The 14,628-nt window shown below is 68.9% G+C and carries 15 protein-coding genes, 1 tRNA gene and 1 pseudogene; 8 read left to right on the top strand and 9 right to left on the bottom strand.

Annotation, left to right across the window (positions count from 1 at the left end):
- Positions 1-22 precede the first annotated feature (22 nt).
- From ACFZDC_RS04815 to pknB, 3 genes are all read left to right on the top strand, one after another.
- Positions 23-1,474: an FtsW/RodA/SpoVE family cell cycle protein gene (locus ACFZDC_RS04815; RefSeq protein ID WP_391320132.1), complete on the top strand. Its 1,452-nt coding sequence runs from the start codon at positions 23-25 to the stop codon at positions 1,472-1,474.
- On the top strand, positions 1,471-2,949 hold the full coding sequence (locus ACFZDC_RS04810; protein WP_391320130.1) for a penicillin-binding transpeptidase domain-containing protein: 1,479 nt from the start codon (positions 1,471-1,473) through the stop codon (positions 2,947-2,949). The genes ACFZDC_RS04815 and ACFZDC_RS04810 overlap by 4 nt, the downstream gene beginning before the upstream one ends.
- Positions 2,950-3,120: 171 nt before the next feature.
- Positions 3,121-5,109 carry a Stk1 family PASTA domain-containing Ser/Thr kinase gene (gene pknB / locus ACFZDC_RS04805; RefSeq protein WP_391320128.1) on the top strand — a complete coding sequence of 663 codons (1,989 nt, stop codon included), beginning with the start codon at positions 3,121-3,123 and terminating at the stop codon, positions 5,107-5,109.
- Between the two features lie 77 nt (positions 5,110-5,186).
- Here the strand turns inward: pknB and ACFZDC_RS04800 are convergent, their stop codons facing one another.
- Genes ACFZDC_RS04800 through ACFZDC_RS04775 form a run of 6 tightly spaced genes read right to left on the bottom strand, consistent with a single transcriptional unit; the run spans position 5,187 to position 9,383 of the window.
- The gene (locus tag ACFZDC_RS04800; RefSeq protein ID WP_391320126.1) at positions 5,187-5,939 is read right to left on the bottom strand and encodes a class E sortase; all 753 of its coding nucleotides are present in this window, start codon (positions 5,937-5,939) and stop codon (positions 5,187-5,189) included.
- Between the two features lie 13 nt (positions 5,940-5,952).
- Complete coding sequence (locus ACFZDC_RS04795; protein ID WP_391320124.1) at positions 5,953-7,020, bottom strand: class E sortase; 1,068 nt, start codon at positions 7,018-7,020, stop codon at positions 5,953-5,955.
- Positions 7,017-7,655: an aminodeoxychorismate/anthranilate synthase component II gene (locus ACFZDC_RS04790; protein ID WP_391320122.1), complete on the bottom strand. Its 639-nt coding sequence runs from the start codon at positions 7,653-7,655 to the stop codon at positions 7,017-7,019. The genes ACFZDC_RS04795 and ACFZDC_RS04790 overlap by 4 nt, the downstream gene beginning before the upstream one ends.
- Positions 7,652-7,813, bottom strand: a complete 162-nt coding sequence (locus ACFZDC_RS04785) for a hypothetical protein (RefSeq protein WP_391320121.1) — start codon at positions 7,811-7,813, stop codon at positions 7,652-7,654. Before ACFZDC_RS04785 ends, ACFZDC_RS04790 begins: the two co-directional genes overlap by 4 nt.
- A 52-nt stretch (positions 7,814-7,865) precedes the next feature.
- Positions 7,866-8,555: a class E sortase gene (locus tag ACFZDC_RS04780; protein WP_391320119.1), complete on the bottom strand. Its 690-nt coding sequence runs from the start codon at positions 8,553-8,555 to the stop codon at positions 7,866-7,868.
- A 39-nt stretch (positions 8,556-8,594) separates the two neighbouring features.
- Positions 8,595-9,383 (bottom strand): DUF881 domain-containing protein, encoded by a 789-nt coding sequence (locus ACFZDC_RS04775; protein ID WP_391320117.1) that lies wholly within the window; start codon positions 9,381-9,383, stop codon positions 8,595-8,597.
- A gap of 152 nt (positions 9,384-9,535) precedes the next feature.
- On the opposite strand from ACFZDC_RS04775, the gene crgA reads away from it, so the two are divergent.
- Positions 9,536-9,790: a cell division protein CrgA gene (gene crgA / locus ACFZDC_RS04770; protein ID WP_391320115.1), complete on the top strand. Its 255-nt coding sequence runs from the start codon at positions 9,536-9,538 to the stop codon at positions 9,788-9,790.
- Between the two features lie 261 nt (positions 9,791-10,051).
- On the opposite strand, the gene ACFZDC_RS04765 is transcribed toward crgA, so the two are convergent.
- Together ACFZDC_RS04765 and ACFZDC_RS04760 are read right to left on the bottom strand one after the other, a co-directional pair.
- Positions 10,052-10,936 carry a rhomboid family intramembrane serine protease gene (locus ACFZDC_RS04765; RefSeq protein ID WP_391320113.1) on the bottom strand — a complete coding sequence of 295 codons (885 nt, stop codon included), beginning with the start codon at positions 10,934-10,936 and terminating at the stop codon, positions 10,052-10,054.
- Positions 10,937-11,048: 112 nt separating this feature from the next.
- Positions 11,049-11,582, bottom strand: a complete 534-nt coding sequence (locus ACFZDC_RS04760) for a peptidylprolyl isomerase (protein WP_391320111.1) — start codon at positions 11,580-11,582, stop codon at positions 11,049-11,051.
- A gap of 241 nt (positions 11,583-11,823) precedes the next feature.
- Between ACFZDC_RS04760 and ACFZDC_RS04755 the strand changes: the two genes are divergently transcribed.
- The 3 genes and pseudogenes from ACFZDC_RS04755 (at position 11,824) to ACFZDC_RS04745 (ending at position 13,582) form a co-directional block, all read left to right on the top strand.
- Complete coding sequence (locus tag ACFZDC_RS04755) at positions 11,824-12,531, top strand: DUF5324 family protein (protein ID WP_391320109.1); 708 nt, start codon at positions 11,824-11,826, stop codon at positions 12,529-12,531.
- A 45-nt stretch (positions 12,532-12,576) separates the two neighbouring features.
- Positions 12,577-12,897 (top strand): annotated as a pseudogene (locus ACFZDC_RS04750) (hypothetical protein); the annotation flags it as partial.
- Between the two features lie 61 nt (positions 12,898-12,958).
- The gene (locus ACFZDC_RS04745) at positions 12,959-13,582 is read left to right on the top strand and encodes a hypothetical protein (protein WP_391320726.1); all 624 of its coding nucleotides are present in this window, start codon (positions 12,959-12,961) and stop codon (positions 13,580-13,582) included.
- 112 nt (positions 13,583-13,694) lie between these two features.
- Here the strand turns inward: ACFZDC_RS04745 and ACFZDC_RS04740 are convergent.
- Positions 13,695-13,767 (bottom strand) — tRNA-Ala (locus ACFZDC_RS04740).
- A 182-nt stretch (positions 13,768-13,949) separates the two neighbouring features.
- Between ACFZDC_RS04740 and ACFZDC_RS04735 the strand changes: the two genes are divergently transcribed.
- A complete protein-coding gene (locus ACFZDC_RS04735; RefSeq protein ID WP_391320107.1) occupies positions 13,950-14,498 on the top strand; it encodes a helix-turn-helix domain-containing protein in 549 nt (182 codons plus the stop codon).
- Positions 14,499-14,628 lie beyond the last annotated feature (130 nt).

Genomic DNA, 14,628 nt, shown 5'->3' with positions numbered 1-14,628 from the left:
CCGTGAGGGGCCCTGTCACACCATGAGCAGTACTTCGAATTCGCCGACGCACCACACGTCCACGATCGGCGCGATCGGCGCGCCGAGCCGGCGCAACACCGAGCTGGCCCTGCTGGTCTTCGCGGTGGCCATCCCGGTGTTCGCCTACGCCAACGTGGGCCTGGCCATCAACGACCAGGTACCCGCGGGCCTGCTGAGCTACGGCCTCGGCCTCGGCCTGCTGGCCGGCGTCGCCCACCTCGCCGTCCGGAAGTTCGCGCCGTACGCCGACCCGCTGCTGCTGCCGCTGGCCACCCTGCTCAACGGGCTCGGGCTGGTGGTGATCTGGCGGCTGGACCAGTCGAGACTGCTGCAGTCGCTGCCCCACTTCGCCCCGGCCGCGCCCCGCCAGCTGCTGTACACGGCGCTCGGCATCGCCCTGTTCACGGTCGTGCTGATCTTCCTGAAGGACCACCGCGTCCTTCAGCGGTACACGTACATCTCGATGTTCTCCGCCCTGGTCCTGCTCATCCTGCCGCTGGTGCCGGGCCTCGGCGCCAACATCTACGGCGCCAAGATCTGGATCAGGATCCCCGGCCTCGGCTCGCTCCAGCCCGGTGAGTTCGCGAAGATCGTCCTCGCGGTCTTCTTCGCCGGCTACCTGATGGTCAAGCGCGACGCCCTGGCCCTGGCCAGCCGCCGTTTCATGGGCCTGTACCTGCCACGCGGCCGCGACCTCGGTCCGATCCTGGTCGTCTGGGCGATCTCGATCCTCATCCTGGTCTTCGAGACCGACCTCGGTACGTCGCTGCTGTTCTTCGGAATGTTCGTCATCATGCTGTACGTCGCCACCGAGCGGACCAGCTGGATCGTCTTCGGTCTGCTGATGTCCGCGGTCGGCGCCGTCGGCGTGGCGAGCTTCGAGCCGCACATCCAGACGCGTGTGCAGGCCTGGCTCAACCCGATGCGCGAGTACCAGCTCAGCCGCCAGATCACCCACGACGGCATTCTCCACTCCGACCAGCTGCAGCAGGCCCTGTGGGCCTTCGGCTCGGGCGGCACCCTCGGCACCGGCCTCGGTCAGGGCCACTCGGACCTGATCAAGTTCGCCGCCAACTCCGACTTCATCTTCGCCACCTTCGGCGAGGAGCTGGGGCTCGCCGGCATCATGGCGATCCTGCTGATCTACGGCCTGATCGCCGAGCGCGGTGTCCGCACCGCCCTCGCCGCCCGTGATCCGTTCGGCAAGCTGCTGGCCATCGGCCTGTCCGGTGGCTTCGCACTCCAGGTGTTCGTCGTGGCCGGCGGTGTGATGGGTCTCATCCCGCTGACCGGTATGACCATGCCGTTCCTCGCGTACGGCGGTTCCTCCGTGCTCGCCAACTGGGCGCTGATCGGCATCCTCATCCGCATCAGCGACACCGCCCGGCGCCCGGCGCCCGCTCCCGCCGCCAACCCCGACGCCGAGATGACCCAGGTGGTCCGCCCGTCATGAACAAGCCCCTGCGCCGGATCGCGATCTTCTGCGGCCTCCTCGTGCTGGCCCTGCTGATCCGTGACAACTACCTCCAGTACGTCAAGGCCGACCAGCTGGCGAGCGACAAGGACAACCGCCGGGTCGCCATCGAGCGGTACGCGAACCCGCGGGGCGACATCGTCGTCGACGGCGACCCCATAACCGGCTCGGCCGAGTCCAAGAGTGGCGACTTCAAGTACAAGCGCACCTACAAGAACGGGCCCATGTGGGCCCCGGTCACCGGCTACTCCTCGCAGGCCTTCGACGGCAGCCAGCTGGAGAAGCTCAACGACGGCATCCTCACCGGCAACGACGACCGGCTGTTCTTCCGCAACACGCTCGACATGATCACGGGCAAGCAGAGGCAGGGCGGCAACGTCGTCACCACGCTCAACGCGGCCGCGCAGAAGGCGGCCTACGACGGTCTGAAGCAACGGGGCGCCAAGGGCGCCGTGGTGGCCCTCGAACCCTCCACCGGCAAGATCCTCGCGCTGGCCTCCTACCCGTCGTACGACCCCTCGTCCTTCTCCGGCTACTCCAACGACGACGCCAAGGCCTGGAACAAGCTGCAGAAGAAGAACAACCCGGCCGAGCCGATGCTGAACCGGGCGCTGCGCGAGACCTACCCGCCGGGCTCCACCTTCAAGGTGGTCACCGCCGCGGCCGCGCTGGAGAACGGCAAGTACACCTCGGCCGACGAGAAGACCGATTCGCCGCTGCCGTACGTCATGCCGGGCACCACGACCGAGCTGAAGAACGAAGGCAGCATCCCCTGCAAGAACGCGAGCATGCGGACCGCGCTGCAGTACTCCTGCAACACCGTCTTCGGCAAGATCGGCGCCGACCTCGGCAACGACAAGATGCTCGCCGAGGCGAAGAAGTTCGGCTTCGACAGCGAGCAGTTCACCCCGGTGCGCTCCAACGCCTCGGTGTTCTCCGACCACATGAACCAGTCGCAGACCGCCCTGTCCTCCATCGGCCAGTACAACACGGCCGCCACCCCGCTGCAGATGGCCATGGTCGCCTCGGCCGTCGCCAACGACGGCAGGCTGATGAAGCCGTACATGGTCGACGAGCTGCAGTCCTCCAACCTCGACCCGGTCGCCAAGACCAAGCCGCAGGAGCTCAGCCGGCCGCTGTCGCCGCAGAACGCGCAGATCCTGCAGTCGATGATGGAAACGGTCGTCCAGAAGGGCACCGGCACCAGGGCGCAGATCGGCGGCGGCGTCACCGTCGGTGGCAAGACCGGTACCGCCCAGCACGGTGTGGCGAACAGCGCGAACCCCTACGCGTGGTTCATCTCCTACGCCAAGCTCAGCGACGACAGCTCGCCGGTGGCCGTGGCCGTGGTGATCGAGGACGAGAGCGCCAACCGCGACGACATCTCCGGCGGCGGCCTGGCCGCGCCGATCGCGAAGAACGTGATGGAGGCGGTCATCCACTCCAAGAAGTGACCCCCATCACGCCCTCTTCACATCGTCGCACGTTGCGATACCGGTCCTGTATCGGGTTTCGGGCTTGGCCAGGTCACACAGAGCGAGCCGGGTACGGTAGGCCCGGACGGCAGCCTCGGGCCGCACAGGACGTGCGTGGCCGAGACCGACGGAGAGGGCTGGTAGGTAGCTATGGAAGAGCCGCGTCGCCTCGGCGGCCGGTACGAGCTGGGCCAGGTGCTCGGCCGTGGTGGCATGGCCGAGGTCTACCTCGCGCATGACACCCGCCTCGGCCGCACCGTGGCGGTGAAGACGCTGCGCGCGGACCTCGCGCGTGATCCGTCCTTCCAGGCCCGCTTCCGCCGGGAGGCCCAGTCGGCCGCCTCGCTCAACCATCCCGCGATCGTCGCGGTCTACGACACGGGCGAGGACTACATCGACGGGGTCTCGATCCCGTACATCGTCATGGAGTACGTCGACGGCTCCACGCTCCGTGAGCTGCTCCACTCGGGCCGCAAGCTGCTGCCCGAGCGCGCGATGGAGATGACCATCGGCATCCTCCAGGGCCTGGAGTACGCCCACCGCAGCGGCATCGTGCACCGTGACATCAAGCCGGCCAACGTCATGCTGACCCGCAACGGTCAGGTCAAGGTCATGGACTTCGGCATCGCCCGCGCCATGGGCGACTCCGGTATGACCATGACACAGACGGCGGCGGTCATCGGCACCGCGCAGTACCTGTCGCCGGAGCAGGCGAAGGGTGAGCAGGTCGACGCCAGGTCGGACCTGTATTCGACGGGTTGCCTGCTCTACGAGCTGCTGACGGTACGGCCGCCCTTCGTGGGCGACTCCCCGGTGGCCGTGGCCTACCAGCACGTCCGCGAGGAACCGCAGCCGCCCAGCGTCTTCGACCCCGAGATCACTCCCGAAATGGACGCCATCGTCCTGAAGGCGCTGGTCAAGGACCCGAACTACCGCTACCAGTCGGCCGACGAGATGCGTGCCGACATCGAGGCCTGCCTGGATGGCCAGCCGGTCGCGGCGACGGCCGCGATGGGTGGGATGGGCTACGGCGGCTATCCCGACGACCAGCCGACGACGGCGCTGCGTGCGGACGCGGGTGCGGGAGCGACCACCATGCTCCCGCCGATGCACCCGGACGACGGCTACGGCTACGACGACCGGCCCGACCGGCGCCGCCAGCAGAAGAAGAACACCTCCACGATCCTCCTCGTGGTCGCCGGCATCCTGGTCCTGGTCGGCGCGATCCTGATCGGGAAGTGGGCGTTCACCGGGAAGAACACGGACGGGACCTTCGCGGCCCCGAACTTCGTCGGCAACAGCTACGCCACCGCCCAGAAGATGGCCGTCAACTCGGACCTGAAACTGGCGGCGCCCAAGCGCAAGCCATGCGACACCCAGCCGAGGGGCAACGTCTGCTCCCAGAACCCCACGGCGGGCTCGGACGTCAAGAAGGGCGACACGATCACCCTGGTGGTGTCGACGGGCGCCCCCAAGGTCGCCGTGCCGGACGTGCTCGGCATCCAGTTCGACAAGGCCAAGGCCCAGCTGGAGGCCAAGGGCTTCCAGGTCGACAAGAAGACCCAGGTGTCCACCCAGACCCCGGGTGTCGTCACCGCCCAGAACCCTGAGGGCGGCGCGGAGAAGCAGAAGGGCTCCACGATCACCCTCACGGTCGCCAAGGCCGAGGAGAAGGTCACCGTCCCCAACGACCTCGTCGGCAAGTCCTGCGACGAAGCCAAGGCCGAGCTGCAGCAGCTGGGCCTGGTGCCCACCTGCAACGACACCCCCACCACCAACCCCGACGACGACGGCAAGGTCCTCTCGACCAACCCGCAGGCGGGTCAGCAGGTCGCCAAGAACACGCCCGTGGCGATCAACGTCGGCAAGGTGCAGCAGCCCACGCAGACGGATGTGCCGAACGTCCAGGGCCAGACCCTGAAGGACGCCAGGCAGATCCTGCAGGGCAAGGGCTTCACCCAGATCCAGGTCAACGGCCCGAGCGACGACAAGGCGCGAGTGATCCAGCAGACCCCGCCGCAGGGCACCCAGGCGGACCCGAGCAACACGCAGATCGTTCTGACCACCGTGGACCTGGGCAACGGCCAAGACGGCGGCAACAACGGAGGCACCAACATCTTCGGCGGCGTCACCGGCTGACACCGCTCGCGGACGGACATATGAGTGGGCCCCTGCCGGGACTTCCCGGCAGGGGCCCTTTCTTTCAGCCCAGTTTTTCAGCCCAGTTCCGCCGGCGGCGTCCGCTTGCCGTCCACCTTCTGCACACGGACCAGCTCGCCCCACACCACATACCGGTAGCGGGAGGTGTACACGGGGGTGCAGGTCGTCAGGGTGATGTAGTGGCCGGCCTGCTGCTTGCCGGACTGCCTGGGGACCGACGTCAGCACCTTGACGTTGTACTTCGAGGTCTCCGGCAGGATCGAGTACACCTTGTAGACGTACCAGTCGTCCTTCGTCTCGAAGACGATCGGGTCGCCCTTCCTCAGCTTGTCGATGTTGTGGAACTTCGCGCCGTGGCCGTCGCGGTGGGCGGCGAGGGCGAAGTTGCCGTCCTTGCCGGTCATGGGGAGGGCCGCCTTGACCGGGTCCGTGTAGTAGCCGGCCACGCCGTTGTTCAGGACGTCCGTGCCCGTGCCCTTCTCGACCAGGACCTCGCCGTTCCGCATCGCCGGAACGTGCAGGAAGCCGATGCCGTCCTTGGTGTCCAGCGCCCCGGGCCCCGAGTCGGTCGCACGGGCCCAGTGGTCGCGGACCTTGTCGGCCTCTTTGTCCGCCTTGCGGTCCGCTATCACGTTCGTCCACCACAGCGAGTAGACGACGAACAGGCCGAGCACCACGCCCGCTGTGATGAGGAGTTCACCGAAGACGCTGACCGCCAGGGCGATCCGCCCGGGGCGCCGGTGGCGCGGGGTGGACGCCGCGTCGGACGCGTCCGTGTGCTCTTCGGTGTCGTCGGCGGTCCCTGCCACTGTTCCTTAGCCCCTACTCGATGAGCGCGTCCGGCTTGCCCTTGCTGCGCGGGCGTTCCTCGACCATCTTGCCCCAGACGATCAGCCGGTACTTGCTGGTGAACTCCGGCGTACAGGTGGTGAGGGTGATGTACCGGCCCGGCTTGGTGAAGCCCGAACCCCTGGGGACCGGGTTCAGCACGCTCGTGTTGGACGGTGGTGTCACCGGCAGCATCGACGTCACCTTGTACACGAAGTACGTGTTCTGCGTCTCGACCACGACCGCGTCGCCGGCTGCGAGCTTGTTGATGTAACGGAACGGCTCACCGTGCGTGTTGCGGTGCGCGGCCAGCCCGAAGTTGCCGGTCTTCGCGCCCGGCATCGCCGTCTTCAGCGCGCCCTCGCTGTAGTGCCCGACCATGCCCTTGTCGAGCACGTTCTTGTTGCTGACGCCCTCCGCGATCGGCGCCACGACGTCCAGCTTGGGGATGTGCAGGATGGCGAAGCCCTGCCCCGGCTCGAACGCCCCCGGGGCCCGTTTGCCGCTGGCCCAGTCGCTTTGCAGCTGGTGCGTCTCACTGCCGGCCTGCGCGTGCGCGCGGACATTCGTCCACCACAGCTGATAGGTGACGAACAGCAGCATCAGCACCCCGGTGGTGATGAACACCTCACCGATCGCCCGGCTCGCGAGCACGGCCGGACTCGGCTTGCGCAGCCGCGCCTGACGCCGGGCCTCGACACGGGAGAGCGGCCGCCGGGGGCCCGACTCCGGCGGGGTGCCCGGTGAACCCGCCACCTCCCGTGCGCCGCCATGACGCCCGCCGCGCCGCTTGGCGGCCTTTCTGCGGGCCGCACGACCGCCCACTGGGGTTCCATCGGCGGGAGATGCAGAAGAGGCGTGAGAGAGCCGTACGGGCCCGCTCCCCCGGCCCGGCGGCCGTTCGGGGATCCGCAGTGCCATCGTCTCGTCGTCCAGGGAAGGCCGGTACGGCTCCTCGGGCATCGCCCCCGCCGCGGTCCAGTCCCCAAGCGCACCGGAAGCCCCGTACGACTGATCCCCGTACGAGGCATCGGTCTCGCGCTCCGGGCGCAGCGCGGTCACGCCGTGGCCCTGCCCACCACCGGGGCGAGCCCCGCCGACCTCGCCACGGCACCCTGGTCGCCGCACTCCACCAGCCAGTTGGCCAGCATCCGGTGCCCGTGCTCGGTCAGGACCGACTCGGGATGGAACTGCACGCCCTCGACCGGAAGTTCGCGATGACGCAGGCCCATGATGATGCCGTCGTGCGTCCGGGCCGTGACCTCCAGCTCCGCCGGGACGGTGGCCGGCTCGGCGGCCAGCGAGTGGTAGCGGGTCGCCGTGAAGGGCGAGGGCAACCCGGCGAAGACGCCCCTGCCCGCGTGCTCCACCAGGGAGGTCTTGCCGTGCAGCAGCTCGGGCGCCCGGTCCACGACACCGCCGTAGGCCACCTGCATCGACTGCATGCCGAGGCAGACCCCGAAGACCGGCACCCCGGTCGAGGCGCAGTGGCGGACCATGTCCACGCACACACCCGCCTCCTCCGGCGTTCCCGGACCGGGCGAGAGCAGCACGCCGTCGAAGCCGTCCTGGGCGGGCGCCGTCGACACCTCGTCGTTGCGCAGCACCTCGCACTCGGCACCCAGCTGGTACAGGTACTGGACGAGGTTGAAGACGAAGCTGTCGTAGTTGTCGACGACGAGAATCCGCGCGCTCACTGGTTGTCCACCGTCACATCGTTGAAGGGCAGCAGCGGTTCCGCCCAGGGGAAGACGTACTGGAAGAGGACGTAGACCACGGCCAGGACCAGTAGGAGCGAGATCAGCGCCTTCGCCCACACGTTCCCCGGCAGATGCCGCCAGATCCAGCCGTACATGCCGTCCCTTCCGTTCCGCCACGGCACCTGACTCACGCCGTACAGCACCAGACTAACGGCGCAGAGCCTTCGGTTGGCCTGCCTCCACAGGCTGCGTGGAGTCCAGATGCGCCCAGACGATCAGCCGATGACTGTGCCCCCATTCCGGATCGCACGTGGTCAGCGTCAGATACCGGCCCGGTCGCGTGTACCCCGACTTACGTGGCACAGGGTCGATCACCTCAACGTCGGCCGGAACCGTTTTGTAGGGCCCTTTGTCGATCCGATACGTGAACCAGGTCGTTCCGTCCGTGAGCACCACCGTGTCGCCCGCCCGCAGCCGCGGAAAGTCCTTGAAGGGATCGCCGTAGGTGCGCCGGTGGCCCGCGACCGCGAAGTTGCCCTTCCGCCCGAGGCGGGCGGTCCCGGCGTAGTGGGCGAGGCCCTTCTTCAGCACATCGGTGCCGGTCCCCTCGAGCACCGGCTTGTTCCACGTGAAACCGAGCCGCGGGATGTACATGATCGCGAAGGGCCTGCCGTAGTGGTACACCGCCGGCTTCGCCTCGCTCGCCGGGGCCCCGGAGCTTCCCGTCGGGGGCCGGACGCTTCCCTTGGACCACTGCTGGTGCAGCTGGTCGATCTGGTCGCTCATGACGGCGTCGGCCCGGACGCCGGTCCAGAACAGCACGTAGACGACGAAGAGCACGATCAGGGCGCCGACGGTGATGCACAGTTCGCTGACGGTCCGGACCATCACACGCACCAGCGGCTCCTGAGGGGGGACCTGCACGTGCTGGACGTACTAGTCGACGGGCTTCGCGTAGTGCAGATCCACTGTGCCCGAGTAGCCCGGCAGAGTCACCGTCCCGTCCTCGGTGACTTTCCAGCCGAGGCCGTAGACGTTGACGTACACCATGTAGGTCTGGATCGCCTTGCTCGCGGCGAGCGCCTGCTGCAGCCTGCCGGGATCCCCGACTGCCGTGATCTTGTACGGCGGTGAGTAGACGCGGCCCTGGAGGATCAGGGTGTTGCCCACGCAGCGGACAGCACTGGTGGAGATCAGCCGCTGGTCCATGACCTTGATGCCCTTGGCTCCGCCCTGCCACAGCGCGTTCACCACGGCCTGCAGGTCCTGCTGGTGGATGACCAGGTAGTCGGGCTGCGGCTCGGGGTAGCCGGGGAGCTTGGCGGTCGCGTTCTGCGGGGCGTCATTGAGGCTGACGGTGATCGCCCTGCCGGTGACCTTCTCGGTGCCCGCGCTCTTCTCGAGCCCGCTGAGCCTCTCGTCCTGGGCCCTGGTGCTGCCGTCGTCGCTCTCGGCGAGCGACTCCACGTTCTCGCGCAGGGTCGCGTTGGACGTGTCCAGCTCCTTGTTCTTGCGGCTGCGCTCCTGGATCAGGTCGGACAGCTTCAGCAGGGAGGAGTCCTCGCGGATGTCGGTGCCTTTGGCCGTGTTGAAGCTCGTGAAGAAGATGAGCCCCGCCAGCGCGAAGACGGCCACCGTGAGGATCCGCACCGGCCGGTAGCGGAGCCCACGAGCGGGGCCGGGACCCGTTGATCCCGTCCCGGGGGAGTCGGCAGAATTGCTCAACGTACCCTTATCTCCTTCGGCGCCACGGAAGCACTACGCTAACGGACGCCCGGGGCAGCACGCAGAGTCGTCTTCACGGACCCTTGTACGCTCCCCCGAGCCCGACCCAGTTCCCTGCGCGGCCACGCAGCGCATCGACAGGAGAGACCCTCGTGCCGAAGTCACGTATCCGCAAGAAGGCCGACTACACGCCGCCGCCCGCGAAGCCGACGCAGGCCATCAAGCTCACCACCAGCGCCTGGGTCGCGCCGGTCATGCTGGCCATGTTCCTCATCGGCCTGGCCTGGATCGTCGTCTTCTACGTCACCGACGGTTCACTGCCGATCGACAGCCTGGACAACTGGAACATCGTGGTCGGCTTCGGCTTCATCGCCGCCGGGTTCGGTGTCTCCACGCAGTGGAAGTAGCCACTGCCCGGACAGCTCTGCCCACGGCTGTTCGCTGAGTTATCCACAGGTCCGACCCCCTGTCCACACCCTCCTGGGGAAAAGACTACGATCTGTGGATAACTCATCGGCGGTTGACGCCGGTGTGACTGCCCTACCGGCGCTCATACGCCTGTTCGCCCCCTGCCCCACCTGCGGAAACACATGCGAGCGGCAGGGGGCACAGCTGTTTCCGCACCGTATGCACAAGATCCGGCACACGCTGTGGACAACGGTTCGGTATCAGCTGAGCTGAGCGGTCCTGACCAGCGCGAGGAGCACCGTCACGGCCAGGACGAGGGCGCAGGTGCCGTACTGGACCAGTGCCCTCTTCTCGCGGGGTGCGTGGACCATGGCGTACCCGGTGACGACACCGGCCACGAGGCCGCCGATGTGGGCTTCCCAGGCGATGTCCTTGAACCCGAAGGTGAAGATCAGGTTGATCACCAGCAGTGCGATGATCGGCCGCATGTCGTAGTTCAGCCGGCGCATGAGCACGGCGGTCGCGCCGAAGAGCCCGAAGATCGCCCCGGAGGCGCCGAGCGAGGCCGTCGACGGGCCCGCGAGCAGATACGTGAGCGCGCTTCCGGCCAGGCCGGAGACGAAGTAGAGCGCCACATAGCGGGCCCGGCCGAGGGCCGCCTCGAGGGGGCCTCCGATCCACCACAGGCTGAGCATGTTGAAACCGATGTGCCAGACCTGCTGGTGCGTGAACATCGAGGTCACGAAGCGGTACCACTCGCCCTGGGCGACGCCCATGGTCGGCTGGAAGGGCTTCGGGGGCCACTGTCCGATGAGGACCAGGTCGTTCAGGAGCGAGCTCTTGGCCTGCACCGCGATGAACACGGCGATGTTGATCCCCATGAGGATCTTGGTGACCAGCCTCGGGTCGGCCGCCACCGTGCCCCCCGCCACCGTACAAGGCCGGGACGCGGCCGGAGCGTGTCCCGTGCCGGAGTCGCCGCGGACGCAGTCGGGGCACTGGAAGCCGACCGAGGCGCTGACCATGCACTCGGGGCAGATGGGGCGTTCGCAGCGGGTGCAGCGCACGCCGGTCTCACGGTCCGGGTGCCGGTAGCACACGGGCAGGCTCCGGGCGTCCTGCGTGCTGCCTGCGGCCTGGTCCATCGGATCCCCTTGCTGGTCGTGGGCCTGTCTCCCGGCAATACCCCGCCCCGCTCCTCCATACGGACGAGCGGGGCGTTTGGTTCCCCGGGAGGTTGCCGGGCGGTGGCGGGGCTCAGCCCTGGCGCTTCTCGACGACGACCGTCTCGATGACCACGTCGTTGACCGGGCGATTGTTCGGGAGGGTGGTCGGCACGGCGGCGATGGCGTCCACGACCTTCTGGCCGGCCGGGCCGGCGACCTCGCCGAAGATGGTGTGCTTGCGGTTCAGGTGGGGGGTGGGGCTGACGGTGATGAAGAACTGGGAGCCGTTGGTGCCCGGGCCCGCGTTGGCCATGGCGAGCAGATAGGGCCGGTCGAAGCGCAGGTCCGGGTGGAACTCGTCCTCGAACTCGTAGCCGGGGCCGCCGATGCCGCTGCCCAGCGGGTCGCCGGCCTGGATCATGAAGCCGCTGATGATCCGGTGGAAGATCGTGCCGTCGTAGAGCTTGTCCGTGGTCACCGCACCGGTGCCCGGGTGGGTCCACTCACGCTCGCCCTGGGCGAGTTCGACGAAGTTCTTGACCGTCTTGGGCGCGTGGTTCGGGAACAGCCGGACCTCGATGTCGCCGTGGTTGGTCTTCAGGGTGGCGTAGAGCTGCTCAGCCACGATCTGCCTTCCGTTGTCCTCGTGTCACCCCCTGATCCTCGCACGCCCGGGAGCCGACGGAGCCGGGCCGCCACGAGTTCCTCCAGTGAGGGGGCGCGTGACCGCGATTCGTGGGAGTGTCGACGGGAGGCACCTGTTGCACCCATATGCCCGCCCTCGCATGCCGCGCGCGCCGTTGGCAGGCATGATCCGTAAAAGGGTGGAAAGTCGATTACCGTACGCCACCGAGGAGGAGGAACCCGTGACCCGCATTGAAAGCGTGCGCGCCGCGACCGGCTCGGCGAAGGACAGCGTGCTGCACGCCGCGGAAGTGGTGGCGCCCTACGCCGACACGGCCAAGGAGCGTGCCGCGTACTACGCGCAGGAGGCACGCGTACGGCTGGCACCCGTGGTGTCGCAGGCCGCAGAACAGGCCCGCGAGCAGTACGACGCCCGGCTCGCCCCACGCCTGGAGCAGGCCCGTGCGCATGTGCCGCCGAAAGTGGACCTTGCCGCGCATGAGGCCGCCATCCGCACCCGCAAGGCTGCCCGGCAGGCGGCCGACTATTCACGCCCCAAGATCGAGCAGGCGGTGGCCGTGGCCGCCCCCGTGGCGGACGAGGCCGCCGCGCGGAGTGCCGCCGCAGGTGCTGCCGCGCTTGCCGCGCTGCGCGGTCAGGTCTCGGCGAAGGAGATCCACAAGCTGGCCCGCAGGCACGAGCGGCGGTCCCGGACCGGCCGTGCCGTGAAGGTCCTGGCGCTGCTGGGCCTGGTGGCGGGCGGCGCGTTCGCGGCTTGGAAGTGGTGGGACAAGCAGGCCAATCCCGACTGGCTGGTAGAGCCGCCCGCCGCGACGGAGGTGCCGGAGTCGGGCCGGCTGAGTTCCGTGGACGGCAGCGGCACCTCGGTGCTTGACCCTGAGGTCCAGGCGAAGCAGGCCGAGGCCGCTGATCGCGACGAGCAGGAGTGAGGCGACCGGCTGTCACGATGTCAACTGGGCTGTGGGGCGGGCGACGTGAGGTTGCCCGCCCCACGGCTCGTTTCACGTGAAACCGCTGTGGGTCGGCCCGGGAGCCGTCAGCGTGCGGTCGGACAGGCGGTGAGGGGACGCAGGCTCCGGCGGGAGACGGCCCGTACGGCGAGGCCTACCGGTCCTCGAGCCGGCGCGTCCTCGAGGTGCGCGTGGGGCCCGGCGGGGACGCGGGGCGGGCAGGGGCTGGAGGGTGTTCACACCCCCTTCACCCCCGGGACGGATGCCTCCACCCCCGGGATGGATGCCTCTGGCCACGTCGACGCCCTGGGCGACGGCGTCACGGACCTCGCCGTCGGCGACCGTGTCGTCGTCTTCGTCAACCCCTTTCACCCCGGCCGGCCGCTCGCGGGCCACCCATCTGTGCGTGCCCGTGGAGCAGACCGTACGGCTGCCCGGATCGCTGCCGCTGACCGGCGCCGCCGGGCTGCCCGTGAACGGGCTGGCCGCCCATCAGGGGCTGTCCCTGCCCCCGTTGAGTCCCGGCAGCGTGCTGTCCGTTATCGGCGTGGCGGAGCGCTCTGCTCGGCGGGTACGTCGTGCAGCCGGCCCGGCACCGCGGCCTGAGCGTGGTCGGCCGCCCCGAGACCACGACCTGCTGCGGGCGCTGGGTGCCGACCTGGTGGTGCCCCGGGGCGGCAGCGCCGAGGAGACGGTCGCGGCCTACCGGCGGGCGCTGCCGGAGGGCGCCGAGGTCGTCGTGGACGCCGCCGTCCCTCGGCGCACCGGCGCTCGACATCGTCCGGGACGGCGGCCACCTCGTCCGCCGCCGTCCGTACGATCTGCCCGCGGCCCGGGACATCACCTGCCACCAGGTGCTGGTGATGGCCCACCCCGCGCCCCGCGAGGCCTGACGGAACTCGTCCGGCCGGCCGCCGAGGGCGCGATCGCCCTGCGCACGGCCGCCGTCCTCCCGCCCGAGGAGGCCGCCACCGCCCATGAACGGCCGGCCGCCGGCGGAGTGCGCGGCCGCTGGCTGATCGCCTTCTGACCTGGTGCGTAAGGCGCCGCCGGGGGTGTGACCCACGGCAGCGCGAAGCCGCTCGTACGCGAAAAAGACCCCCTCCGACCGCGATTTCGCAGGTCAGAGGGGGTCTGAAGCGTGGAGCCTAGGGGAGTCGAACCCCTGACATCCGCCATGCAAAGACGGCGCTCTACCAACTGAGCTAAGGCCCCGGAAGGGTAGCGTCGGCCGGAGATCTCGCGATCCGGCGGGCGCCGCAGACCAGAGTACCGGGTCACCCCCCGTATCCCGCAAAAAGATTGGGGGTCCCCGCGGATGACCACTCTCCGTAAGATGCTCGACGTGGTTCGCTACAGCGAACCGCGGTTTTCAGGGGAAGCGATGGGGAGACGCAATGGACGCCGCACAGCAGGAAGCCACCGCCAGAGCGCGGGAGCTGCAGCGGAACTGGTACGGGGAGCCGTTGGGGGCGCTCTTCCGTAAGCTCATCGACGATCTCGGGCTGAACCAGGCCCGGCTCGCGGCGGTGCTGGGCCTGTCGGCTCCGATGCTGTCGCAGCTGATGAGCGGCCAGCGCGCGAAGATCGGCAATCCCGCCGTGGTCCAGCGGGTGCAACTGCTGCAGGAGCTGGCGGCCCAGGTCGCGGACGGCAGCGTCAGCGCGGCGGAGGCGACCGACCGCATGGACGAGATCAAGAAGTCTCAGGGGGGATCCGTGCTCAGCAACACCACGCACACGACGAACAGTTCGGGCGCGCCGACGGTCAAGCGCGTGGTGCGCGAGATCCAGTCGCTGCTGCGCTCGGTGGCCGCCGCCGGTGACATCATCGAGGCCGCCGAAACCCTCGCCCCGAGCCACCCCGAACTGGCGGAATTCCTCCGGGTCTACGGCGCCGGCCGCACCTCCGACGCGGTCGCGCACTACCAGTCCCACCAGAACTGATCCCGGGGCCCGGTTTCTCGGAGGGGGTCCGGGGCCGGGCCATGGGCAGGGTTCGAGGGGCAGCCTCCTTTCGGGGCGTGAGGGCCCGGGGCGTCATCACTCATCCAGGGGGAGAACCCGGGGGCAAGCC

Origin of the sequence: Streptomyces sp. NPDC007905, assembly GCF_042959345.1 — a bacterium.
GTDB lineage: Bacteria > Actinomycetota > Actinomycetes > Streptomycetales > Streptomycetaceae > Streptomyces.
This window is presented reverse-complemented; position numbering and strand designations above follow the sequence as displayed.

Excerpts from the sequence above, each read along its gene's own strand:
- ACFZDC_RS04815 (WP_391320132.1), top strand. The coding sequence starts at position 23 with ATGAGCAGTACTTCGAATTCGCCGACGCACCACACGTCCACGATCGGC.
- ACFZDC_RS04810 (WP_391320130.1), top strand. The coding sequence starts at position 1,471 with ATGAACAAGCCCCTGCGCCGGATCGCGATCTTCTGCGGCCTCCTCGTG.
- pknB (WP_391320128.1), top strand. The coding sequence starts at position 3,121 with ATGGAAGAGCCGCGTCGCCTCGGCGGCCGGTACGAGCTGGGCCAGGTG.
- ACFZDC_RS04785 (WP_391320121.1), bottom strand. The coding sequence starts at position 7,813 with ATGTACGGCTGGATCTGGCGGCATCTGCCGGGGAACGTGTGGGCGAAG.
- ACFZDC_RS04765 (WP_391320113.1), bottom strand. The coding sequence starts at position 10,936 with ATGGACCAGGCCGCAGGCAGCACGCAGGACGCCCGGAGCCTGCCCGTG.
- ACFZDC_RS04735 (WP_391320107.1), top strand. The coding sequence starts at position 13,950 with ATGGACGCCGCACAGCAGGAAGCCACCGCCAGAGCGCGGGAGCTGCAG.